Origin of the sequence: Cypionkella sp. (assembly GCF_034376685.1) — a bacterium.
Taxonomy (GTDB): Bacteria; Pseudomonadota; Alphaproteobacteria; order Rhodobacterales; family Rhodobacteraceae; genus Cypionkella.
This window is the reverse complement of sequence record NZ_JAXMJJ010000054.1, coordinates 45,761-67,635: the sequence shown is the minus strand read 5'-3', so window position 1 is coordinate 67,635 and position 21,875 is coordinate 45,761. Positions and strand designations below refer to the sequence as shown.

At 63.7% G+C, this 21,875-nt stretch carries 21 protein-coding genes, 1 pseudogene and 1 riboswitch; of the genes and pseudogenes, 13 read left to right on the top strand and 9 right to left on the bottom strand.

Annotated elements, in window-relative coordinates; all coding sequences use genetic code 11:
• Positions 1–751, bottom strand: a pseudogene (locus tag U1A24_RS11295) (2-isopropylmalate synthase); the annotation flags it as partial.
• A 120-nt stretch (positions 752–871) separates the two neighbouring features.
• On the opposite strand from U1A24_RS11295, the gene U1A24_RS11290 reads away from it, so the two are divergent.
• Together U1A24_RS11290 and U1A24_RS11285 are read left to right on the top strand one after the other, a co-directional pair.
• A complete protein-coding gene (locus U1A24_RS11290; RefSeq protein ID WP_322322075.1) occupies positions 872–2,530 on the top strand; it encodes an NAD+ synthase in 1,659 nt (552 codons plus the stop codon).
• A complete protein-coding gene (locus U1A24_RS11285) occupies positions 2,530–2,841 on the top strand; it encodes a YnfA family protein (protein WP_322322074.1) in 312 nt (103 codons plus the stop codon). Before U1A24_RS11290 ends, U1A24_RS11285 begins: the two co-directional genes overlap by 1 nt.
• Here the strand turns inward: U1A24_RS11285 and U1A24_RS11280 are convergent.
• The 3 genes from U1A24_RS11280 to U1A24_RS11270 all read right to left on the bottom strand — a co-directional run bounded on the left by U1A24_RS11280 (position 2,838) and on the right by U1A24_RS11270 (position 4,970).
• Complete coding sequence (locus U1A24_RS11280) at positions 2,838–3,788, bottom strand: 1-phosphofructokinase family hexose kinase (RefSeq protein ID WP_322322073.1); 951 nt, start codon at positions 3,786–3,788, stop codon at positions 2,838–2,840. The genes U1A24_RS11285 and U1A24_RS11280 overlap by 4 nt on opposite strands.
• Positions 3,789–3,795: 7 nt before the next feature.
• The gene (locus tag U1A24_RS11275; RefSeq protein ID WP_322322072.1) at positions 3,796–4,467 is read right to left on the bottom strand and encodes a hypothetical protein; all 672 of its coding nucleotides are present in this window, start codon (positions 4,465–4,467) and stop codon (positions 3,796–3,798) included.
• Positions 4,468–4,559: 92 nt separating this feature from the next.
• On the bottom strand, positions 4,560–4,970 hold the full coding sequence (locus tag U1A24_RS11270; protein WP_322322071.1) for a metallopeptidase family protein: 411 nt from the start codon (positions 4,968–4,970) through the stop codon (positions 4,560–4,562).
• Positions 4,971–5,065: 95 nt separating this feature from the next.
• Between U1A24_RS11270 and gltX the strand changes: the two genes are divergently transcribed.
• The gene (gene gltX, locus U1A24_RS11265; RefSeq protein WP_322322070.1) at positions 5,066–6,400 is read left to right on the top strand and encodes a glutamate--tRNA ligase; all 1,335 of its coding nucleotides are present in this window, start codon (positions 5,066–5,068) and stop codon (positions 6,398–6,400) included.
• A gap of 62 nt (positions 6,401–6,462) precedes the next feature.
• On the opposite strand, the gene cobS is transcribed toward gltX, so the two are convergent.
• From cobS to cobU, 3 genes are read right to left on the bottom strand one after another with little or no spacing between them, the layout of a single operon-like run.
• Positions 6,463–7,218: an adenosylcobinamide-GDP ribazoletransferase gene (gene cobS / locus U1A24_RS11260; RefSeq protein ID WP_322322069.1), complete on the bottom strand. Its 756-nt coding sequence runs from the start codon at positions 7,216–7,218 to the stop codon at positions 6,463–6,465.
• The gene (gene cobT / locus U1A24_RS11255; protein WP_322322068.1) at positions 7,215–8,222 is read right to left on the bottom strand and encodes a nicotinate-nucleotide--dimethylbenzimidazole phosphoribosyltransferase; all 1,008 of its coding nucleotides are present in this window, start codon (positions 8,220–8,222) and stop codon (positions 7,215–7,217) included. Before cobT ends, cobS begins: the two co-directional genes overlap by 4 nt.
• Positions 8,219–8,725 (bottom strand): bifunctional adenosylcobinamide kinase/adenosylcobinamide-phosphate guanylyltransferase, encoded by a 507-nt coding sequence (gene cobU / locus U1A24_RS11250; RefSeq protein WP_322322067.1) that lies wholly within the window; start codon positions 8,723–8,725, stop codon positions 8,219–8,221. Before cobU ends, cobT begins: the two co-directional genes overlap by 4 nt.
• A gap of 67 nt (positions 8,726–8,792) precedes the next feature.
• On the opposite strand from cobU, the gene U1A24_RS11245 reads away from it, so the two are divergent.
• From U1A24_RS11245 to bluB, 5 genes are read left to right on the top strand one after another with little or no spacing between them, the layout of a single operon-like run.
• Complete coding sequence (locus U1A24_RS11245; RefSeq protein WP_322322066.1) at positions 8,793–9,383, top strand: histidine phosphatase family protein; 591 nt, start codon at positions 8,793–8,795, stop codon at positions 9,381–9,383.
• A complete protein-coding gene (locus tag U1A24_RS11240) occupies positions 9,380–10,201 on the top strand; it encodes a propanediol utilization protein (protein ID WP_322322065.1) in 822 nt (273 codons plus the stop codon). Before U1A24_RS11245 ends, U1A24_RS11240 begins: the two co-directional genes overlap by 4 nt.
• Positions 10,198–11,139, top strand: coding sequence for an adenosylcobinamide-phosphate synthase CbiB (gene cbiB, locus U1A24_RS11235; protein WP_322322064.1), 942 nt, complete (start codon positions 10,198–10,200; stop codon positions 11,137–11,139). The genes U1A24_RS11240 and cbiB overlap by 4 nt, the downstream gene beginning before the upstream one ends.
• Before the next feature lie 8 nt (positions 11,140–11,147).
• Complete coding sequence (cobD, locus tag U1A24_RS11230; protein ID WP_322322063.1) at positions 11,148–12,107, top strand: threonine-phosphate decarboxylase CobD; 960 nt, start codon at positions 11,148–11,150, stop codon at positions 12,105–12,107.
• Positions 12,107–12,730 (top strand): 5,6-dimethylbenzimidazole synthase, encoded by a 624-nt coding sequence (gene bluB, locus U1A24_RS11225; protein ID WP_322322062.1) that lies wholly within the window; start codon positions 12,107–12,109, stop codon positions 12,728–12,730. The genes cobD and bluB overlap by 1 nt, the downstream gene beginning before the upstream one ends.
• Here bluB and U1A24_RS11220 read toward each other — a convergent pair.
• Positions 12,727–14,172 (bottom strand): cobyric acid synthase, encoded by a 1,446-nt coding sequence (locus U1A24_RS11220; protein ID WP_322322061.1) that lies wholly within the window; start codon positions 14,170–14,172, stop codon positions 12,727–12,729. The two genes, bluB and U1A24_RS11220, sit on opposite strands and share 4 nt — an antisense overlap.
• Positions 14,173–14,479: 307 nt before the next feature.
• Entirely contained in the window at positions 14,480–15,139 is a 660-nt protein-coding gene (cobO, locus tag U1A24_RS11215; protein WP_416173486.1) for a cob(I)yrinic acid a,c-diamide adenosyltransferase, read from the bottom strand.
• A 40-nt stretch (positions 15,140–15,179) separates the two neighbouring features.
• Positions 15,180–15,379, top strand: a riboswitch (cobalamin riboswitch).
• An 83-nt stretch (positions 15,380–15,462) separates the two neighbouring features.
• On the opposite strand from cobO, the gene U1A24_RS11210 reads away from it, so the two are divergent.
• From U1A24_RS11210 to U1A24_RS11190, 5 genes are read left to right on the top strand one after another with little or no spacing between them, the layout of a single operon-like run.
• Complete coding sequence (locus U1A24_RS11210; protein WP_322322060.1) at positions 15,463–15,828, top strand: DUF1636 domain-containing protein; 366 nt, start codon at positions 15,463–15,465, stop codon at positions 15,826–15,828.
• A complete protein-coding gene (gene cobW, locus U1A24_RS11205; protein WP_322322059.1) occupies positions 15,821–16,855 on the top strand; it encodes a cobalamin biosynthesis protein CobW in 1,035 nt (344 codons plus the stop codon). Before U1A24_RS11210 ends, cobW begins: the two co-directional genes overlap by 8 nt.
• A gap of 3 nt (positions 16,856–16,858) precedes the next feature.
• Positions 16,859–20,101: a cobaltochelatase subunit CobN gene (gene cobN / locus U1A24_RS11200; protein WP_322322058.1), complete on the top strand. Its 3,243-nt coding sequence runs from the start codon at positions 16,859–16,861 to the stop codon at positions 20,099–20,101.
• On the top strand, positions 20,098–21,246 hold the full coding sequence (gene cobG / locus U1A24_RS11195; RefSeq protein WP_322322057.1) for a precorrin-3B synthase: 1,149 nt from the start codon (positions 20,098–20,100) through the stop codon (positions 21,244–21,246). Before cobN ends, cobG begins: the two co-directional genes overlap by 4 nt.
• The gene (locus tag U1A24_RS11190) at positions 21,246–21,875 is read left to right on the top strand and encodes a precorrin-8X methylmutase (RefSeq protein WP_322322056.1); all 630 of its coding nucleotides are present in this window, start codon (positions 21,246–21,248) and stop codon (positions 21,873–21,875) included. Before cobG ends, U1A24_RS11190 begins: the two co-directional genes overlap by 1 nt.

Here is a 21,875-nt window from a genome sequence, read left to right as displayed (position 1 = left end):
TGAAGCCACCCTTGTAGATGTCGCCATTGGCATAGGTCTCGGTGCCTTTGCACATGCGCAGGCCTTCGACGAAATCGCCCTCGTAGATATCGCCATTCGGTTGGGTCAGTTTGCCCAAGCCATTGATCTGGCCAGCTTTCCACGCGCCGACATAGACCAGCTTGTTCGGCATGGTCAGCGTGCCGGTGCCTTGCCGCGCGCCTTTCACCAGCGTGCCGGTGTAGGTGGTGCCATCGGGATAACGGATGACGCCTTCGCCCTGCTTTTCACCAAGCTGCCAGTTGCCCGCATAGCTGTAGCCATTGGCATCGGTCAGCTTGCCTTGCCCGTCATGCTTGCCATCGGTCAGAGCCCCGACATAAACCGAGCCATTGGCATAGGACGCGCGGCCTTGGCCGGTCATCTTGCCGCCGCGCCAGTCGCCCTCATAGGTGCCACCATCGGCGAAGGTGATCTTGCCCTTGCCCTCGGGCTTGCCGGCGGCGAAGCGGCCCTCATAGACCGAGCCATTCGGATAGCGCGCAATGCCGCTGCCGCGGATCTCGCCGCTGACCCAGTCGCCGCTGTATTCATAGCCGTTGGGCAGGCGGTAGGTGCCCTTGCCGTCCTGCAAGCCGTTGACGAAGGTGCCCTCGTAGACCGAGCCGTCGTCATACTGTTTGCTGATGATCTCGCCGGAGTCTTGCGCCGCAGCGGTTCCCGCCAGTGCCAACACCATCACCGCCGCCAAGCTTAGGTTGCGCATCATCATCATCCTCTGTGTCGCGCCGCACCCTAGCCGAGCCCGCGCCCTGCTGACAAGGCACCCGCTTGGCCTTTCCCTCGGCTCTGAACCTGATAGAACCGGGAAAACCCTAACCCGGAGCATATCATGGCCGCGACGTTCCGCCTGACTTTGGCACAGTTGAACCCGACGTTGGGCGCGATCGAGGCCAATGCGACGCTGGCTTATGAGGCGTGGGTGCAGGGCCGCGATGCAGGGGCGCAGATGGTGGCGCTGACCGAGATGTTCATCACCGGATATCAGACTCAGGATCTGGTGATGAAACCGGCGTTTCATACGGCTGCGGTGCAAGCGATAGAGGCTTTGGCGTTGCGGATCGTCGATGGTCCGGCGCTGGGGATTGGCGGGCCATGTGCGCGGGATGGGCAGCTTTACAACGCCTATTACATCCTTGAGGGCGGCAAGATTGTGGCCACGGTGCTGAAGCACGAACTGCCGAACAATGATGTGTTCGATGAAAAGCGGGTGTTCGCTTCGGCCCCGCCACAGGGGCCGTATCGGGTCGGGCCATTGCGGATTGGCTCGCCGATTTGTGAAGATGCCTGGCATTCGGACGTGTGTGAGACCTTGGCCGAGACCGGGGCGCAGATTTTGCTGGTGCCGAATGGCTCGCCCTATCATCGCGGCAAGCCTTCGGTGCGGACCAATCTGATGGTGGCGCGGGTGGTCGAGACCGGGCTGCCGTTGGTCTATCTGAACATGATCGGCGGGCAGGATGATCAGGTGTTTGACGGGGCATCGTTTGTGCTGAACCCCGGTGGCGCATTGGTGGCGCAACTGCCGCAGTTTGATGCCTGCGTGACGCATGTGGATTTTGTTGAGACGGCCGAGGGCTGGCGGGCCTTGCCGGGCATCATGGAGAAGATGCCGATTTCCTATGAGGCGGATTACCGGGCCATGGTGATGTCTTTGAAGGATTATCTTGGCAAGACCGGGTTCAAGAAGGTGCTGCTGGGGCTGTCGGGGGGGATTGATAGCGCCATAGTCGCGGCGGTGGCCGCCGATGCGATTGGGCCGGAGAATGTGCGCTGCGTGATGCTGCCATCGCGCTATACCTCGGCGCATTCACTGGAGGATGCGGCGCAGGTGGCGCAGGCTTTGGGGTGTCGGTTGGATACGGTGTCGATCACGGGCGCTCAGGATGCGGTGGGCGAGGCTTTGGCGCATTTGTTTGAGGGCACCCAACCGGGGGTGACCGAGGAAAACGTGCAGTCGCGGTTGCGCGGGCTGTTGTTGATGGCGATGTCGAACAAGTTTGGCGAGATGCTGCTGACCACGGGCAATAAATCCGAGATGGCGGTGGGCTATTGCACGATCTATGGCGATATGAACGGCGGTTATAACCCGCTGAAAGACCTGTATAAAACCCGTGTGTTCGACACTTGCCGCTGGAGGAATGACAATCACCGGCCTTGGATGCTGGCGCCTGCGGGGCAGGTTGTTCCGCCGCGGGTGATTGATAAGCCGCCGAGTGCGGAGCTGCGCCCCGATCAGAAAGATGAGGACAGCTTGCCGCCCTATCCGGTTCTGGATGCTATCTTGGATGGGTTGGTGGAGCAGGAATTGTCGGTGGCCGATCTGGTCGCGAAGGGGTTTGATCGCGCCACGGTGAAGAAGGTCGAGCATCTGCTGTATATCAGCGAATACAAACGCTACCAATCCGCCCCCGGCACAAGGCTGACCCGCCGCGCCTTTGCGGGCGACCGCCGCTATCCCATCGCCAACCGTTGGCGCGACAACGCCTGATGCCGCTCTATGCCTTCGCGGCTTTGCTTGAAATCGCGGGCTGTTTCGCGGTCTGGAGCTGGTGGCGCGGGGCCTCGGCGCTGTGGCTGATCCCTGGAGCCTTGGCTTTGGCGGGCTTTGCCTATCTGCTGGCGCTGACGCCGCCTACACATGCGGGGCGCAGTTATGCGGCTTATGGCGGGGTCTATATCGCCGCTTCGCTTGTATGGCTTTGGCTGGTTGAGGGCAGTCGGCCCGATTGGGCTGATTTTGTGGGCGCGGCTCTGGCTCTGGCAGGGGCTGCGCTGATCTTGTGGGCGCCGCGGGGCTAAATCTCGCTGATTTCGCATTCCGGCAACAGCCGCTCGACATCTTGCAAGCGACAGAGCTGCGTTGCATCCGTCGTCACCGCCGCACTGGCCGCCGCCGCGCCATAGGCCAGCGCGCGCGCAGACTCCACGCCCCGCGCAAGGCTGAGCACAAAGCCTGCGACAAAGCTGTCGCCTGCGCCGACCGTGCTGACCACCTGCACCTTTGCCGCCTTGGCAAACACCCGTCGCCCGGCTTCGGCCATCACTGATCCATCTGCGCCGCGCGCCACAATCACCCGCTGCGCCACGCCGCGCTTGACCAGATCAGAGGCAAAATCAGCGCTTTGCGTGCGTGTCTCTAGCTTATGTCCGACGATGCTTTCGGCTTCCTCGCCGTCCATCCGCAGCACGAACAACCCCGGAATCGGATGGCTGACCGCTTCACGCAGCGGTGCCCCCGAGGTATCCAGCACCACGTTCAATCCGGGCATCGAGCGCGCCAGACGCGCGGGGAAATCCACCGGAACGCCGGGTGGCTGGCTGCCGGAAATCACCCCAATCGCCCCCGGTCGCGCCGAGGCGCGCAGCAGCAGGAATACGCGATCCTGATCCGCCTCTGACCACACCGGCCCCGGCAACATGAAGCGATATTGCCTGCCGGTTTTGGCTTCGGTGACGGTCAGGCTTTGCCGGGTTTCACCGGGGGCGGTCAGGGCCAGAAACGGCACGGATTCTTGCCGGATCAACCCCGCCAGACGATCCCCCGTCAGCCCGCCCAAAGCGACCAGCGCCAGACTTTCGCCGCCCAGCGTTGCAATCGCGCGGCTGACGTTCAAGCCGCCACCGCCGGGATCCAGCAGCGGCTCGGAACAGCGCAGTTTGTGATCTGGCAGCAACTCCGCCACCCCCGTCGCCATATCCAGCGCGGGGTTCAGCGTCAGGGTCAGGATCGGGGTTTGCTGGGACATGGCCGCGCTATTCGACCTTTTCTTCGGTGACTGTAGGGGCTTCGCTGACTTCAGGCTGCGCGGCATTGGCCGGGGCTTGGTCTGGCGTTGCTGCCGGGTCCGCGACGATTTCGATGCTGTTGCGGAAGGTGCCTGCTTTTTGCGAGTTCTTATCGCGCAGCGTGGTTTCCAAGATATAACGGCCGGGGGCGAGCCCCGTCAGCGTATAGGTTAGATTGGCGGGAAACTCGCGGTTCTGCGATCGTGAGGTCACATCGAGCATAGCGACCGAGGGCAATTCGCCCAGCATTTCGCCCGCTTCAGTCATCACCTTCAGATCGACGATGAAGCCGAAGGAATGCAGGCCCTCGCCGCCCGAGCCAAAGCCATAACCTACGGGCTCGGCATAGATCAGGATCGGGGCGCCAATTTGATATTTGTCGTCCTGCCGCGGATTGTAGATGCCCAGCATGGTGACGGGTGCATCCACCAGTGCCGCGTCGCGGATGATGATGTCGGAGCCGTTGTCCCAGACAGTGCCCAAAAGCGCACCCGCACTGTCCAGCGCGGCGGTGCTGTCATTATCGGCTATCTGAGCTTCGATCTCTGTCGCCATATCCACGATTGGCCCGGCGCTGAGCGGCGTGACAAAGAGCGCGCCCAACAGGATGGTGGAGATGGCGCAGGCTTGTTTTAACACGAAAGATGGCTCCTCGGGTTGCAGCATCTCATCACAATAGAAAGATTCTTGCGCCCTGTCCAAGCGACAACCGCCATCGGGACGGGATTGTTTTATTCCCACCACGGATCAATCGCGCCGATCTCGGCATCGCTCCAGCCGAAGTGATGCGCAAGTTCGTGCACCAAGACATGGGTGACCAGCTCTTGTAGGGTGACATTGCCGCGCTCAAGCCATTCATCCAGAATCGGGCGGCGGAACAACCAGATCATATCGGGCTGAAGCGGTTGATCTGAGACGGATTTCTCGGTCAGCGGAATGCCTTCGTAAAGGCCCGTCAGCTCGAACGGGCTTTCAACGCCAAGCTCGGCCAGCATGTCATCGCTGGCGAAATCTTCGATGCGCAGCACGACGTGCTGGGCGGCTTCTCGGTAGGGCAGCGGCAAATCGGCAATGGCCGCAAGCGCAAGTGCTTCGATCTGCGCGGCGTCGGGGGCCGTGAGGGTGGCATGGGGCGTGGTCATGGCAGCAGCCTAGCCCCAAGGCGGAAAGCTGCAAGGCGATAACTGGACAAACGGCGGGCCATATGACAGGGAAGGCCGATTGCAGGAGAGCCGAAATGACCGATCGTTCCACGATTACCCGCTTTGCCCCGTCGCCCACCGGCTATATCCATGTCGGCAATCTGCGCACGGCGCTGATGAACTATCTGATCACCCGCAAGGCTGGGGGCACGTTTATTCTGCGGTTGGATGACACCGATCAGGAACGCTCGAAGCAGGAATATATTGACGGATTGCTGTTCGATCTCGATTGGCTGGGTCTGCATTGGGATCGGGTGGAACAGCAATCGTTGCGGTTTGATCGCTACCGCGAGGCTGCAGATCAGTTGCGCGCGGCGGGGCGGTTTTATGAGTGTTTCGAGTCGCCGGTCGAGTTGGATCTGAAGCGCAAGAAGCAGCTGAACATGCACAAGCCGCCGGTCTATGACCGCGCGTCGCTGCGGATGACGGAAGACGAAAAGGCCAAGGCGCGGGAAGAGGGTCGTGCGGGCTATTGGCGCTTCCTGCTCGACCAACAGCGCATTGAGTGGACCGATGGCATCCTTGGGCCGATCTCGATTGATGCGGCTTCGGTGTCGGATCCGGTGCTGATCCGGGCGGATGGCCAGATTCTTTATACCTTTGCCTCGTCGGTGGATGACATTGATATGGGTGTGACTTCGATCGTGCGGGGGGCGGATCATGTCACCAACACCGCGACGCAGATCCAGATCATGCAGGCGATGGGTGGCACGCCGCCGAATTTCTCTCACCATTCGCTGCTGACTGGGCCAAAGGGCGAGGAACTCTCCAAGCGTTTGGGCACGTTGTCCTTGCGCGATCTGCGCGCGCGGGGGGTGGAACCGATGGCGCTGCTGTCGCTGATGGCGCGGCTCGGGTCATCGAAGCCGGTGGAACTGGCCACGTCGATGCAGGATCTGATCGACGGGTTTGACATTGGCAGCTTTGGTGCGGCGCCGACCAAATTCGATGCGGAAGACCTGTTCCCGCTGACCCGTGCGCATGTGCAAAGCCTGCCGCTTGCGAATGTGGCCGAAAAGATCGCGATGCTGGGCGTGCCTGCCGACAAGGCGGAATTGTTCTGGAACGTCGCCAAAGCCAACATCACCGTGTTGGCCGATCTGGAAGGCTGGTGGACGCTGTTCCGCGATGGCGCTGTGCCGCTGGTGGATGAGGAAGACCGCGAGTTTGTGGCGCAAGCCTTTGATATGCTGCCGGAAGGTCCTTGGACCACCGCGACTTGGGGCGAATGGACCAATGCGGTGAAAGAGGCGACGGGGCGCAAGGGCAAAACCCTATTCCGCCCGCTGCGCCGTGCTGTCACGGGTCTGGATGCTGGGCCAGAGATGGCGGACGTTATGCCTTTGCTGCAAAAGCGGCCAAGCCTCTAAGGCTTTCATACTGGTCTAAATATTCTGGGGGTGCGGGGGCTAGCCCCCGCTTCTCCGCCTGCTCAGCGCGCCAAAACCAGCCAGCCTGCGATTTCCGCCAACTGTTGCATTGCGCCCAAAACATCCCCGCTTTGCCCGCCGATCTGGCGCAGGGCGATGCGGGCGAAGATCAGCTGAACCACGATTTGTGTGGAGAACACCAAGACGGCGGCTTGTGGGCCTATCAGCACCGCCATGCCCAGAACAGCAAGCGCGAACCCTGCCAGAGCGCGGGCCAGCGTGGTGCCTGTGGCGGATTTTCCCATGCCATCGGCACGGGCGGCGGGCATCCAGAGCAGCGCGAAAGCCAAGCCAGCGCGGCTGGAAATTGCCAGTGCAATCAAGGCGCAAGCCGCAAGCTTTGGATCATGCCCCACCAAAATCGCCAAAGCCTGCCAGCGCAGCCCTAGCGACAGGATCAGCGCCACGCCGCCATAACTGCCGATCCGGCTGTCGCGCATGATTTCCAGTTTGCGGGCGCGGTCACGGCCACCGCCGAAGCCATCGGCGACATCGGCGAGGCCGTCTTCGTGCAGGCCTCCCGTGGTCAAAATGCCTGCCGCCAAGGCAAGCCCCGCCGCCAGCGGTGGAGCGATGCCAAGCGCCAAGGCCCCGCCCAAAACCGTCGCACCAATCGCGCCGACCAGCGTCCCAACCAGTGGAAATGCCCAAACCGCAGCGCCAATCGCGGGGGCCTCGGCCATTCGCACCGCAGGCAGGCGGGTCAGCAGCATCACCGCCAGCTGCACCTCTGCCAGACGGGTGCGAAAGGAGGTCATGCTTCGGAAACTCCGGCCTCGCCGAAGGTGGCCATGCCGTTGTGACAAGCGAGCGCGCTGCGCAGGATGCCAAGGGCCAATGCCGCACCTGAGCCTTCGCCCAAGCGCATGTCAAACTCCAGCACGGCGCGTTTATTCAGCGCGGCCAACAGCTTGCGGTGGCCCGGCTCGGCGCTTTGGTGGCCGACGAGGCAATGATCGAGCAGGGCCGGATCGGCGGCATACAAAGCCGAAGCCGCAGCTGTGCAGATGAAGCCATCGAGGATCACCGGAATCCTAGCTGCCCGCGCCGCCAACACAGCACCGCAAATCGCCGCTTGCTCGCGCCCGCCCAAGGCCGCCAGAATGCCCATCGCGCTGAGACCTTTGTGGCGCGCAAGCCCCGCCTCAATCGCCGCGATCTTACGCTTGATGCCGTCGCTGTCCGATCCAGTGCCCGCGCCAACCCAATCCGCCACATCGCCGCCAAACAGGGCCGAAGTCATCGCGGCCGCCACGGTGGAATTACCGATGCCCATTTCGCCCAAGATCAGCACATCGGCGGTCACATCAACCGCATCCGCCCCGGCCTGCATCGCGGCCAAAGTCTCGGCCTCGGTCATCGCGGGGCCTTGGGTGAAGTCGGCAGTGGGGCGGTCAAGCTCCAAAGCGATCACCGACAGATCGGCCCCATTGGCGTGGCAGAGTTGGTTGATCGCAGCGCCGCCGACCTGAAAGTTGCCAACCATCTGCGCCGTCACCGCTTGCGGAAAGGGGTTCACCCCCTGCGCGCAGATGCCGTGGTTTCCTGCAAAAACAATCGCTTGCGCGCGGGTGATCTGGGGCCGCGCCGTGCCGCGCCAGCCTGCCATGAACACTGCCAACTCCTCGAGCCGCCCCAAGGACCCCGGCGGTTTGGTCAGGCTGTTTTGCCGCGCAAGAGCTGCTGCGGCGGCTGCGCTATCGGCTTGCGGCAGGCTTGTCGCCAGATCGGCCACGGCGGCGAGAGAGGTCAGTTTCATCATTTCACCTTCATTGGCAGGCCTGAGACGGCAAGGATCACCTCATCCGCCTCGGCTGCGATCCATTGGTTGAGCGTGCCCGCCGCATCGCGAAACGCGCGGGCAAGGGCGTTTTCCGGCACGATGCCCATGCCGACTTCATTGGTGACAAACACCACTGGGCTGGATTGCACGGGCAGGGCGGCCAGCAAAGCCTGCCCCGCCGCGCGCCAATCGTGGTCGCCCAGCATCAGGTTCGTCAGCCACAGGGTCAGGCAATCCACCAAGCGCGGGCCTTTGCCATTGGTGGCGGTGAGGGCTGCGATTAAATCCAGCGGCTCGGCATGGGTGATCCACTCTGCGCCGCGCCGCGCCTGATGTTCGGCGATGCGGGCGCGCATCTCGTCATCCCACGCCTGCGCTGTGGCGATGTAATGCGCGGGCTGGCCCATCTGCAAAACCAAGCCCTCGGCGATCCGGCTTTTGCCAGAGCGCGCGCCGCCAGTGATCAGAATGGTTTTGTGCATATCAGCCCTTGCCCCTTGGTCGTTGTCAAAGCAGAAACGGGGCCAGCGCGAAAGGAGAAATGCGACCGTGCCTGCCGATGCCCCGACACTTGATCAGACCGAGATCCTGCTGATCCGTCACGCCCCCGCGCTGACCGAGGGGCGTATGGCCGGGCGGCGCGATGTGGCGGCGGATTGCAGTGATGCTTTCGCCTTTGCAGCATTGCGGGGCGCTGTGGGGGCGTCGGATCATTGCCGGATCAGCCCGGCGCGGCGCTGTGTGCAGACGGCGGCGGCGTTGTGGCCTGACGTTGCGCCCACGCCGGACGCGCGGTTGTGGGAACAGGATTTCGGCGCATGGGAGGGGGTTCCGTTTGCGGATCTGCCCGATCTGGGGCTGCTGTCGACGGCGGAACTAGCTGCGCATCGCCCGCCGCAGGGCGAGAGTTTTCTGGATGTTTACGCGCGTGTTATGCCTGTCTTGCAGGAGGTCCGTGCCCTGGGCGGGCGCGTTGCGATCGTGGCCCATGCCGGGGTGATCCGCGCCGCCTTGGGGCTTGCGCTGGGGGCCGCAGAGTCGGGGCTGGCGTTTCAGGTAGCACCCTTGTCGCTGACCACGATTGTGGCGCTGCCGGGCGGGGCGTTCTCGATTGCGGGCGTCAATCGGATGCGGCGATGAGGCCGCAGTCCCTCCGCGTTGCGGGGCATTTTGGCGAGTTGTTGCAGGGCCGGATCGGGCGCGATGGCCCGGTGGCGCTGGTGACATTGCCGTGCCCGGCGCTGGGGGTTGTGGCGCGGCGATGTGCGGCCACGGGTCTAAGCCTGCACGGGGCGGGGCAGCGGTTGCTGTCGCCACAGCGGGCGCGGGCGCTGCTGGAGAAGCTGCGGCTGCCGGTGAACGGGCGGTTTGTTCTGCGTGCCGAGATGCCAGCGGGCGGGGGGGCAGGGGTGTCGACAGCCTCATTGGTTGCGCTGGCGCAGTTGGCGGGATGGCAAGGGCCGCCCGATCTGCTGGCGCGGGCCTGTGTGGCGGTGGAGGGGGCTTCGGACCCACTGATGTTTGTGCGGCCCGAGACCCGGCTTTGGGCCTCGCGCATTGGTGAAACCTTGGCGCAGTTGCCCGCATTGCCCGTCTTTGAGGTAATCGGCGGCTTTTACGGACCGCCGAAACGCACCAACCCTGCCGACAGTGATTTCCCTGATATTTCCGACCTGCTGCCGGACTGGACTGCCGCAGCCTTGGCGCAAGACCTTGCCGCGCTTGCAGCACTTGCCAGCATTTCGGCCCGCCGAACGATGGAGTGCCGTGGGGCGGGAAGTGATCCGATCTGGTCGCTTGCAGCCGATCTGGGTGCGCTTGGCTATGTCATTGCGCATACCGGGGCCGCGCGCGGGTTGATCTTTGCGCCGGGAGCGGTGCCAACAGCGGCGCGGCAACGCTTGCAACAGGCGGGCTTGCGCGGAGTGGTGCAGTTTCGCGCCGGAGGGGACCGATGAGTTTTGCCGCGATGATGCTGGTGGCGATGGTGTTGGACAGCGCAATCGGCTGGCCCGCACGGCTTTATGCCGCAATCGGCCATCCGGTGACATGGATCGGCGCGTTGATCCGCTGGCTGGACCTGTCGCTGAACCGCGATGCAGCGCCTGATGTCTCGCGTCGGATCGCCGGGGTGGCGACGGCGGTGGCGGTGATTGGCGTCACGGGGGGCGTGGCGTGGGCGCTGCAATGCGCGCTGCCTGCGGGCTGGTCGGGCATCCTGATCGGCGGTGTTCTGGCTTGGCCGCTGCTGGCGCTGCGTTCGATGTATGCTCATGTCGCGGCGGTGGTTTTACCGTTGCAAAACAACGATCTGGAACAGGCGCGCTTTGCGGTGTCGATGATCGTGGGGCGCAATGTGGCTGTGCTGGATCAGGCAGGCGTGGCACGGGCGGCGATGGAAAGTCTGGCGGAAAATACCTCGGATGGCATTGTGGCGCCGCTGTTCTGGGGAGCGGTTTTGGGCCTGCCTGGGATTGCCGCCTACAAGGCGATCAACACGCTGGATTCGATGATTGGCCACCGCACACCACGGTTTGAGGCGTTTGGCTGGGCTTCGGCGCGGATTGATGATGTGGTCAATCTGATCCCGGCGCGGCTGACGGGGCTGGTGTTTGCGCTGGTCTCAACCGCGCCGCGCCGGGCAGTGGCGGTGATGTGGCGCGATGCCGGTTTGCACCGCTCGCCCAATGCTGGCTGGCCGGAAGCTGCGATGGCCGCAGGGCTTGGTGTGCGGTTGTCCGGGCCGCGCGTTTATGCCGACAGGGTGGCGGAGGAGCCTTGGGTCAACGCGGGGGCTGCCGATCCCACTGCGGGTGATCTGCAACGAGGTCTTGCGCTTTATGTCCGGGCGATGTTTGTGCTGGGCGCAGCGCTATTGGTTCTGGCGCTGGTCTGAGGGGGCAGATGCGCGATCACGGCGGGAACATTGACGGGGCCATCGCACGCTTTGGCGGCGCGGATTGGATTGATCTGTCCACCGGCATCAACCGCGTGCCCTATCCGATCCCGCTGCTGCAGCCCGAAGATTGGACGATGCTGCCGACGCAAAGTGCTAAGCAAGCCCTGCTGGATGTAGTCGCACAAGCCTACCAGTGTACCGCCCCGATGCTGGCCGTCGCAGGCGCGCAGGCGGCGATCCAGATGATTCCGCGACTGGCGAAACCGGGAAAGGCTCGCGTGCTGGGGCCGACCTATAACGAACATGCAGCCGCCTTGCGCGCCGCGGGCTGGAGGGTCGACCAGGTCAGCCAGTTCGGCCAACTTGGCGGCGCTGATCTTGCCGTGGTGGTGAACCCGAATAATCCCGATGGCCGTAGCTATGCGCCCGCCGATCTGCTGGCTTTGGCGGGGCAAGTCGGGCGGCTGGTGGTGGATGAAAGCTTCGCTGATGCGCAGCCGGAATTGTCGCTGCTGCCGCAAGCCGGGCAGGCGGGTCTGCTGGTGCTGCGGTCCTTTGGCAAATTCTACGGGCTGGCGGGCGTGCGTTTGGGCTTTGTGATCGGCTGTGCCGAGGATATAGCGGCGCTGCAGGAAATGTCTGGCCCTTGGCCCGTCAATGGCGCGGCGTTGCGGATCGGCGCTGCGGCTTTGGCGGATCAAGCTTGGGCCGAAGCCACAGTGCAACGCCTGCGGTCAGAGACCGTGCAGGCCGATGCTTTGGCTTTGGCCGCAGGTTGGCAACTGGTTGGCGGCTGCGAATTGTTCCGCACCTACGAGACGCCCGATGCAGAAACCGCACAAATCCGGCTGACAAAACAGCAGATATGGAGCCGAATCTTTCCCTATTCAAACCGTTGGCTGCGGATCGGCCTGCCCGGCACGCCCGCCGAATGGGCGCGGTTGACCCGTGCCTTGGAGGTCTGATGCAGTTCACGGCAGACGAATCCGCCACCCTGCTGCGCATCCTGCAATGGCGCCGCGACGTGCGGCATTTCCGCCCCGATCCGGTGGATGAGGCGGTGCTGGAGCGTCTGCGCGCCACGATGGATTGCGCCCCCTCGGTCGGCAATGCGCGGCCTTGGCGGGTGATCCGGGTGGAGGATGCAGGATTGCGCAAGGCTGTGCGCGCGAATTTCATGCGCTGCAACGCCGAGGCGGCCAAGCTTTACACTGGCGACAAGCACGCCGAATATCTGGCGCTGAAACTGGCGGGGCTTGAAGTGGCGCCGGTGCAACTGGCGGTGTTCAACGTGATGGACCCAGAGGCGGGGCATGGGCTGGGACGGCAGACTCTGCCCGAAACCCTGCGCCAGTCGACGGCGATGGCGATCCATACTCTGTGGCTGGCGGCGCGGGCCGAGAATCTGGGGCTCGGCATGGTGTCGATCCTTGAGCCACATGACATTGAGGCGCTGCTTGGCGTGCCCGCAGGTTGGGAGTTCGCCGCCTATCTTTGCATCGGTCATCCCGAGTTCATGGATGACACTCCGCTGCTGCATCGCACCGGCTGGCAGGAAAACACTCAGACCGAATGGCCGCGCCGCTAGCGCGCCAGCGCCAGCAGGGCCGCAACATGGACATGGGTTTCCAGATGCGCGGCAAGCGCATCCAGCACCGCTTCAACCCCCGCGCCATAGGTCAGCCCCGAGGCTGCCGCGCCGATCTGGTGCAGAAATCCGGCGCGAAAGGCGTCGTTGGCAAACATGCCATGCAGATAGCTGCCCATCACCCGGCCATTGGCCGAAACGGCACCCTCCGGCTGGCCATCGACATAGGCAAAGGGGCGGGCGCGATCAGGGCCATCGGTGCGGCCGATGTGAATCTCATAGCCCTGCATCGCCAAATTGGTTGCCGCGTGAACGGCCTCGGTGCGGGTCAGCCGCTTGTCGGGCGTCATCACGGTGTCCACCGCCAAGGCGCCTAGACCAATGGTCTCGCCCGCCGGACCTTCGATGCCAGCGGGATCGCGCACGATCTGGCCCAGCATCTGATAGCCGCCACAGATCCCCAGCACCCGACCGCCCCGCCGCAGATGCGCGGCCAAATCGACATCCCAACCCTGCGCGCGCAGATAAGCGAGATCGCCGCGCGTAGATTTCGAGCCGGGAATGATCACCAGATCGGTATCCCCCGCAATCGCCTCGCCCGCCCGCACCATCTGCAAGCTGACGCCGGGTTCCTGCGCCAAGGGGTCGAGATCGTCAAAATTGGCGATCCGCGAAAGCGTCAGCGCTGCGATCTTGTAACCACCCGCGCCACCACCTTTCGGCAAGTCGAGCGCGTCTTCGGCGGGCAGCTTGGAGGCATCGGTGAAAAACGGCACCACGCCATAGCCACGCCAGCCGGTGCGCGCGGCAATCAAGCGATAGCCATCGTCGAACAACCGCGGATCGCCGCGAAACTTGTTGATCAGGAAGCCTGCGATCATTGCGTTATCCGCAGGGTCCAGCACCGCCTGTGTGCCGACAATCTGCGCTATCACCCCGCCGCGATCAATATCTCCGGTCAGGATTACCGGACATTCCGCCGCCCGCGCAAAGCCCATATTGGCAATATCCCCCGAGCGCAGATTGACCTCGGCCGGAGAGCCCGCACCTTCCACGATCACCAGATCATGTTGCGATTTCAACCGGTTGAAGCTGTCCAGCACCGGTGCCATCAATGATGGCTTCAAAGCCGCATAGTCCCGCGCCTTCACCGTGGCGATGCGCTTGCCCTGCACGACAACCTGGCTTCCCGTCTCGGATTCCGGCTTCAGCAACACCGGGTTCATATCGGTATGCGGCTCCAGCCCACAGGCCATCGCCTGCAAGGCTTGGGCGCGGCCAATCTCACCACCATCCGCCGTTACAGCTGCATTGTTCGACATGTTCTGCGGCTTGAACGGCGCGACCGACAGCCCGCGCAACTTTGCTGCTCGGCACAGGCCTGCCACCAGCAGAGATTTGCCGACATTGGAGCCCGCACCTTGGATCATCAGGGCTTTCATTGCAGGCATCCGGCGGCGCTTGGGTTGAGATTGCGGGAGCCTCCGGCGGGAGTATTTTCTTCCAGTATGAAAGCCAAAGGTGGGCGCAGCATCTCGGGCCGATTGCGCGGGGGAGATGCTGCGCTTTCACACTGGGCGATCATCGGGGCTCCCCCCTGTACCGCTCCACCGTTTTGGCACCAGAAGGTTAACATTTCGTTGCTTTCATACTGGTGGAAAATACTCCGGGAGTAAGTTTGTGTTTTCCAACGGAAAACACAAACCAAGGGGCTGGCCCCCAATCTATTCTGTCAACAAGCGCAACCGATCAAAACTCCACCCCCGGCTGGGCTTTGATGCCGGATCGGAACGGATGCTTCACCAGCGTCATCTCGGTGACCAGATCGGCGGCCTCGATCAACTCGGGTTTCGCGTTGCGGCCCGTCATCACCACATGGGTCAGGGGTGGCTTTTCGGCCGCCAGAAACGCCAGCACTTCGGCGATATCGAGATAATCATAGCGCAGGGCGATGTTGATCTCATCCAGCAGCACCAGCCGGTTGCCGGGATCGCGGATCAGCTCTTTCGCCTTCTCCCAGCCCTTCGCGGCCATCGCGATGTCACGGGCGCGGTCTTGGGTTTCCCAAGTGAAGCCCTCGCCCATGGCGTGGAACTCGCAGAGGTCGGCGAAATGCGTTTCAATTATCCGACGCTCGCCGGTATCCCAGGCGCCTTTGATGAATTGCACAACAGCACAGGGCATCTCATGCGCGATGCAGCGCAGAATCATGCCGAAACCGCTGGAGGATTTGCCCTTGCCCGCCCCGGTATGCACGATCAGCAGGCCTTTATCGCCCGCTTTCCCCGCCATGATCTTGTCGCGCGCGGCCTTCTTCTTCGCCATTTTCCGCGCATGACGGGCGTTTTCGTCGCCCAAAGTGTCGGTATCGGTGGCGGGTTCAATCACGGGCAGCTCTGGGTCGGCCATCAGGTGTTTTCCGTTGCTTGACAAGGGACGCGGTTGTGCCATGAGGTGGGCATGCGCTGGTTCCTGTTTATGACAGGCGAAGAGGGAATGCGAAAGGGGGCGACCCCAAAAGCTGCCGCCCCCGCGACCGTGACCGGAGAGGTTGCCCGAGGCCACTGGAGCAATCCGGGAAGGCGGGCCGCCGTGGGGGCAACCCCGTATCCGCAAGCCGGGAGACCTGCCAGCGCAAGACTGAACGGGCGAACGGGGTGTTTCGCAACCAGCAGGCAAGGCCGATGGGCCGTGCCTTTCTGGCCATCCCATTGCCAAGCATGGATAGGCCGATGACTGTAACGCTGCATGTCTGCACCACCTGTAAGGCTGGAGAGGTCGTGGAAGACGGCGAAGCGCTGCCCGGCGCACGGCTGCATGCGGCGCTTTTGGCCGGGGAGATCCCCAATGGCCTGCGCATTGTCGGGGTCGAGTGCCTGTCTGCCTGCAATTCGGGTGCGGCGGTGGCGCTTTCGGCGCCCGGTCGCTGGTCGTATGTTTATGGTCGTCTGACCGAGGCTGATGCGCCCGATATTCTGCTGGGTGCTGCCGCCTATCTGGATGCCCCCGATGGCATCGTGCCGTGGCGTGCCCGCCCGGTGATTTTCCGCAAGCAAAGCCTTGCCCGCATTCCCCCTTTGGAGCTTCCCCATGACTGACCTCGCAAAAATCCCCGTCACTGTGATCACCGGTTTTCTCGGTGCGGGCAAAACCACGCTGATCCGGCATCTGATGCAGAACCCACAGGGCAAGCGTCTGGCGATCTTGGTCAATGAATTTGGCACGGTCGGGGTGGATGGCGACATTCTGAAATCCTGTGCCGATGATAATTGCCCGGTGGAGAATATTGTTGAGTTGGCCAACGGCTGCATCTGCTGCACCGTGGCCGATGATTTCATCCCGACGATTGAGGCTCTGATGGCGCTGCCGGTGCGGCCCGATCACATCATCATTGAGACCTCGGGTCTGGCTTTGCCGAAGCCGCTGTTGAAGGCGTTCGACTGGCCTGCGATCCGCTCGAAAATCACCGTTGATGGCGTCATTGCTTTGGCCGATGCCGAGGCTGTCGCTGCGGGCCGTTTTGCGCCGAATGTCGAGGCGGTGGATGCGCAGCGCATGGCTGATCCGTCATTGGATCACGAAACCCCGCTGTCCGAGGTGTTCGAGGATCAAATCGCCTGCGCTGACATTATCCTGATGTCGAAGGCCGATCTGGCGGGCGAGGCTGGCCTTGCTGCCGCGCGCGCAGTAATCACCGCAGAATCTCCGCGCCCGATCCCAATTCTGGCGATGTCCGAGGGCATCATTGACCCGGCGCTGATCCTTGGCCTGAACGCGAAGGCCGAAGATGATCTGGCCGCGCGTCCCTCGCATCATGATGGCCATGACGATCACGAGCATGATGATTTCGACACTGTGGTGATTGATCTGCCTGAGATCAGCGATGTTGACGCTTTGGTCACTGCGATCCAGCGCCTCGCCGAGGAACAGCATATCCTGCGCGTCAAAGGCTATGTCGCCGTCACTGGCAAGCCGATGCGGCTGTTGGTGCAAGCGGTGGGCGCGCGGGTGCGGCATCAGTTTGACCGCCCGTGGGGGGCGAGCCCGCGCCAAGGCCAGTTGGTGGTGATTGCCGAGCATCACCACGTTGATCTTGCCGCGATCCGCGCGGTTTTGGGGGCCTGAACCATGCATGTCGTCTTCCGCGAAAGCCATGGGCTGGAGGATACGCAAACCCCGTTCGATCTGGGTCAGACCCCGGCCGAATTGGTGGTTTTGTCGTTTTCCGACAGTGACCTTGGCGCTTTCGCGGCGGGATGGCACAGGGCTAACCAAGGCGCGGCCAAACTGCCGACGCTGCGGCTTGCCAATCTGGTGGCGCTGCAACATCCGATGTCGGTAGATACCTATGTCCAGCAAACCCTACCTGGTGTCAAAGGTATCCTTGTGCGGCTGATCGGCGGCGAGAATTACTGGCCCTACGGGTTGATGCAGTTGCAGGATCTGGCGCGGCGTCAGGGCATCGCTTTGGCGGTGCTGCCTGCCGATGGCCGCGAAGATGCGGCACTGGATGGCTATTCCACCTTGCCGATCAGCACTTTGCGCCGCTTGTCTGCGCTGTGTGATGCCGGGGGGGCTGTGGCCGCGCAAGCTGCGTTGGCGCAACTGACTTTGGCGGCGGGGCTTTACGCGGGGCCTGTGCTGGGCGACAAAACCGTGCCGGATTGCGGCTGGTATTGCCCCGAGCGGGGGGTGATTCCGCAACCCGAGGCTACTGACGCGGCCGTTGCCGTGACCTTCTACCGCTCTTACGTCACCGCTGCCGACACAGACCCGGTGGATGCGCTGATCCGTGCTTTCCGCGCCAAGGGTTTTGCTGCCTACGGATTGTTTGCCCCTTCGCTCAAAGCTCCCGGAGCCGACACGTTCCTGCGGGAAGCCCTCGCCTACCTGAACCCGGTCGCGATCATCAACGCCACGGCTTTCTCGGCCCGAGGCAGCGATGGTGCCACGCCGTTGGATGCGACGGGCTGCCCGGTGTTTCAGGTCGCACTTTCGACCGCCCGCAAGCGCGACTGGACCGCGGCCGAACGCGGACTGTCTCCCGCTGATCTGGCGATGCATGTTGTGCTGCCCGAGGTCGATGGCCGCGTCTTTGCGGGCGTGGTCAGCTTCAAATCGCCGGGCAAGCGCGACCCCGATCTGCAATTCTCGCGCTTTGCGCACCGTGCCGATCCGGGCCGGATCAATGCCGTGGTGGAGCGTGTGCTTGGCTGGCACCGCCTTACCACCAGCCCCACCGCCGAGCGCAAACTGGCGGTGATCCTGTCAACCTATCCGGGCAGGCCGGATCAGATTGCTCATGCTGTCGGGTTGGATGCCCTTGCGTCGGTGGAGGCTTTAACACAAACGTTGGCCGCCGAAGGCTACGGGGTAGAGCCGCGAGCGAACCTTGCGAAAGCTCTGACAACCGAAACCCTGTGTTGGCCACTGGACGCGTACAAAGCCGCCCTCACCACCCTGCCAGACCCGTTGCAAATCGCGCTTGCCGAAGCTTGGGGTGCGCCTGAAGCCGACCCCGCCGCACAAGACGGCCAGTTCCATTTTTCTGCCTTCCGTGCGGGTGCTGCCCTGATCGCCCTGCAACCCGAACGCGGCACCGTTCAGCACCGCGAAACCGATTACCACGATCTATCCCGCACGCCACGCCATGCCTATGTCGCCTTCTATCTGTGGTTGCGCGCCCAAGGTCTGCACGCGCTGATCCATATTGGCGCGCATGGCACGCTGGAGTGGTTGCCGGGGAAATCGGTCGCCCTTTCCGCCGATTGCTGGCCCGAGGCGCTGACGGGCTCGCTGCCGGTGATCTACCCGTTCATCGTCAACGATCCCGGCGAGGCCGCCCAAGCCAAACGCCGCATCGGGGCGGTGACTTTGGGCCACGTTCCGCCGCCCTTGGCGCAAAGCGCTGTGCCGGAAAACCTGCTGCGGCTGGAGCGGCTGCTGGATGAATATTCCACCGCAGACGGTCTCGATCCATCGCGCCGCAACCGCTTGATTGCCACCATACGGGATGAGGCGCAGGCTTCGGGCGTGGAAGCCGATTTGGGTCTGGATCAGACTGCCAGCCCCGCCGAGGCGATCACCCGCATTGACCGATTTGTCTGCGATATCAAGGAAAGCCAGTTCGGGGATGGCTTGCATATCTACGGCCAAGCGCCGGGGGAAACCGAGGGCCTGCTGACCGCGCTTGCGGGCCGTCGCGTCAGTGCTGGCCCTTCTGGCTCGCCTTGGCGCGGTCGGAGCGATGTGCTGCCCACCGGTCGCAACCTCTATTCTGTTGACCCCCGCGCTGTGCCGTCGCGCGCCGCCCATGCCCAAGGCGTTAAGCTGGCCGAGGAGCTTTTGCGCCGGCATTTGCAGGATAAGGGCGATTGGCCGAAGGGGCTGGTGATCGACCTTTGGGGCTCGGCCACCATGCGGACGGCGGGCGAGGAACTGGCGATGGCGATGCATCTGGCCGGGGTAGCGCCGAAATGGGATGACGGGTCAGAGCGGGTTTCCGGCTTTGAGATCGTGCCGCTGGCCCTGCTGGACCGCCCCCGAATCGACGTGACCTTGCGCGTCTCGGGCCTGTTCCGCGATGTGTTCGGCGGTCTGACGCAACTGTTCGACGCCGCTGCGACTGCTTTGGCTGCGCGCGACGAGGCCCCGGACATGAACCCCTATATCACCGCAGGCCCACGGGTGTTTGGCCCGAAGCCGGGGCTTTACGGCATGGGGATGGAGCCTGCTTTGGAAGACTACTCTGCCGAAGGTCGTGCGGCGGCAGGCGAGGCGTGGCTTTCGGGATCGGATTGGAGCATCGACGCCAAGGGCCAAAGCCAGCACAACCGCGCGGCGTTGGAGGATCGTCTGCGTGGCGCTGACGGTTATGCCCATGTGCAGGATCTGGTGGAAACCGATATCCTGCTTGCCCCCGACTATGCGTCACACGAAGGCGGGTTTGCCGCTGCAATGGCTGCCATCGGGGCGGCTGAGCCCGCGCTCTATCACATCGACGCCACCCGCCCGGACGCGCCGAAAGCCCGGCTGGTGGCCGAGGAAATCGGTCGCGTCGTGCGCGCCCGTGCTGCCAATCCCGATTGGGCGACGGGCATGATGCGGCATGGTTTTCGGGGGGCAGCAGAGGTGACGGCGACGCTGGATAACCTTGCCGCCTACGCGCATCTGACCCGCGCTGTGCCTGCGCATCTGTTTGATTTGTATCACGAAGCCACTTTGGGCCGCGCCGATCTGGTGGCCTTTATGGAGGCCGAAAACCCCGCCGCCCTCGCCGCCCTGCGCGCCCGTTTTCAGGCGTTGCAGGATGCGGGCCTGTGGATCACCCGCCGCAATTCCATCGCGGCAATGATGGGGGCAGGGGAATGACCAATTTTCAGTCTCCCATCGTCCAAGGCTGGTGCCCCGGCGCCTTGCGGCCAATGCAATCCGGCGATGGCTTGGTGGTGCGTGTCCGCCCCCGCGCGGGACGTCTGACTCCCGATCAGGCGCGCGGCATCGCCCAGCTTGCAGCCCTGCATGGCAACGGGTTGATTGATCTATCCTCGCGCGCCAACGTGCAACTGCGCGGCGTCACCGAGGCCAGCCACCCCGCCCTGATCGACGGGCTGCGCGGGCTTGGTCTGATCGACGCCAGCGCCGAGGCTGAAGCCCGCCGCAACATCATCGTGACGCCACTCTGGGCAGAAACTGACCCAACCCAACGCCTTGCGGCAGAGCTGACCGCGGCCCTTGCCGCCGCCGATGCCCCCGATCTGCCCGGCAAATTCGGCTTTGTGCTGGATACTGCCGCCCATCCCGTATTGCGCGATGTCTCTGCCGATATCTGGTTGGAAACCGGGGGCGAAAACTTGCTGCTGGCCACCCAGGGCCCGCTCGCCAAGCCTGTCACCCCTGAAAACGCCGTGGCTGAGGCGATTGCCTTGGCGCATTGGTTCATCGCCCAAGGTGGCGTGACAGAGGGCAGGGGGCGGATGGCAAGCCTGCTGAAACACCAGCCCTTGCCCGAAGGTTTCACCACCCCGCGCCTGCCTGCAACCGCACAGCCCACGCCCGGTATGCAGCCGCAAGGCCAATTGGTGGGCTTCGAGTTTGGCCAAATGCAGGCGGACACGCTGGCCGCCCTCGCTGATCTTGGCCCCTTGCGCGTGACACCTTGGCGGATGCTGCTGATCGAGGGGCTAGCCGAGGCACCACCCATCCCCGGCCTGATCACCCGCGCCGATGATCCGATGCTGCGGGTGATCGCCTGCACAGGTGCCCCAGGCTGCTTGCAAGCCCATGCTGCCACGCGCCCGCTTGCCCGCGCGCTTGCGCCGCAGCTGACCGAAACCCTGCATGTCTCGGGCTGTGCCAAAGGCTGCGCGCATCCCACCGCAGCCCCGCTGACGCTGACCGCCACGCCCGGCGGCTTTGCCCTGATCCGCGATGGCACCGCCTCTGGCACTCCGCTGCGCGAAGGGCTATCCGCGACAGACCTGACCGAAACCCCTATCCTGACCGAGATCCCCTGATGCCCCATAGCTACATCACCGATGGCGCCGAGATTTACCGCCAGTCCTTCGCGATGATCCGGGCCGAGGCGGATCTCGGTCGCTTCACGCCGGAAGAAGAAATCGTCGCGGTGCGGATGATCCATGCCGCCGGGATGGTCGGGCTTGAGGCTTATATCGAATTCTCCGAGGGCATGGCGATTGCGGCGCGGGCGGCGCTTGAGGCAGGCGCGCCGATCCTGTGCGATGCGCGGATGGTGTCGGAAGGTGTGACGCGGGGCCGGATGCCCGCGGGCAATCAGGTGATCTGCACGCTGCATGACCCTGCGGTGATCCCGCTGGCGAAAGAAATGGCCAACACCCGCTCTGCCGCCGCGCTGGAGCTTTGGCGTCCGCATCTGGAAGGCGCGGTTGTTGCCATCGGCAATGCCCCCACCGCGCTGTTCCACCTGCTCAACATGCTGGAAGACCCCGCATGCCCGCGCCCTGCCGCGATCATCGGCTGCCCGGTCGGTTTCATCGGGGCGGCGGAATCGAAAGCCGCCTTGATGGAAGTGCTGCCGGTGCCGTCGTTGATCGTGCGCGGGCGGCTGGGCGGCTCGGCGATCACTGTGGCCGCGATCAACGCGCTGGCCAGTCGGAAGGAATAG

Excerpts from the sequence above, each read along its gene's own strand:
- cobG (WP_322322057.1), top strand. The coding sequence starts at position 20,098 with ATGACCAATTTTCAGTCTCCCATCGTCCAAGGCTGGTGCCCCGGCGCC.
- bluB (WP_322322062.1), top strand. The coding sequence starts at position 12,107 with ATGCAGTTCACGGCAGACGAATCCGCCACCCTGCTGCGCATCCTGCAA.
- cobT (WP_322322068.1), bottom strand. The coding sequence starts at position 8,222 with ATGATGAAACTGACCTCTCTCGCCGCCGTGGCCGATCTGGCGACAAGC.
- U1A24_RS11290 (WP_322322075.1), top strand. The coding sequence starts at position 872 with ATGGCCGCGACGTTCCGCCTGACTTTGGCACAGTTGAACCCGACGTTG.
- U1A24_RS11280 (WP_322322073.1), bottom strand. The coding sequence starts at position 3,788 with ATGTCCCAGCAAACCCCGATCCTGACCCTGACGCTGAACCCCGCGCTG.
- cobS (WP_322322069.1), bottom strand. The coding sequence starts at position 7,218 with ATGACCTCCTTTCGCACCCGTCTGGCAGAGGTGCAGCTGGCGGTGATG.
- cobN (WP_322322058.1), top strand. The coding sequence starts at position 16,859 with ATGCATGTCGTCTTCCGCGAAAGCCATGGGCTGGAGGATACGCAAACC.
- cbiB (WP_322322064.1), top strand. The coding sequence starts at position 10,198 with ATGAGTTTTGCCGCGATGATGCTGGTGGCGATGGTGTTGGACAGCGCA.
- U1A24_RS11220 (WP_322322061.1), bottom strand. The coding sequence starts at position 14,172 with ATGAAAGCCCTGATGATCCAAGGTGCGGGCTCCAATGTCGGCAAATCT.
- cobO (WP_416173486.1), bottom strand. The coding sequence starts at position 15,139 with ATGGCCGACCCAGAGCTGCCCGTGATTGAACCCGCCACCGATACCGAC.
- cobU (WP_322322067.1), bottom strand. The coding sequence starts at position 8,725 with ATGCACAAAACCATTCTGATCACTGGCGGCGCGCGCTCTGGCAAAAGC.
- cobW (WP_322322059.1), top strand. The coding sequence starts at position 15,821 with ATGACTGACCTCGCAAAAATCCCCGTCACTGTGATCACCGGTTTTCTC.
- U1A24_RS11270 (WP_322322071.1), bottom strand. The coding sequence starts at position 4,970 with ATGACCACGCCCCATGCCACCCTCACGGCCCCCGACGCCGCGCAGATC.
- U1A24_RS11285 (WP_322322074.1), top strand. The coding sequence starts at position 2,530 with ATGCCGCTCTATGCCTTCGCGGCTTTGCTTGAAATCGCGGGCTGTTTC.
- cobD (WP_322322063.1), top strand. The coding sequence starts at position 11,148 with ATGCGCGATCACGGCGGGAACATTGACGGGGCCATCGCACGCTTTGGC.
- U1A24_RS11190 (WP_322322056.1), top strand. The coding sequence starts at position 21,246 with ATGCCCCATAGCTACATCACCGATGGCGCCGAGATTTACCGCCAGTCC.
- U1A24_RS11240 (WP_322322065.1), top strand. The coding sequence starts at position 9,380 with ATGAGGCCGCAGTCCCTCCGCGTTGCGGGGCATTTTGGCGAGTTGTTG.
- U1A24_RS11210 (WP_322322060.1), top strand. The coding sequence starts at position 15,463 with ATGACTGTAACGCTGCATGTCTGCACCACCTGTAAGGCTGGAGAGGTC.
- gltX (WP_322322070.1), top strand. The coding sequence starts at position 5,066 with ATGACCGATCGTTCCACGATTACCCGCTTTGCCCCGTCGCCCACCGGC.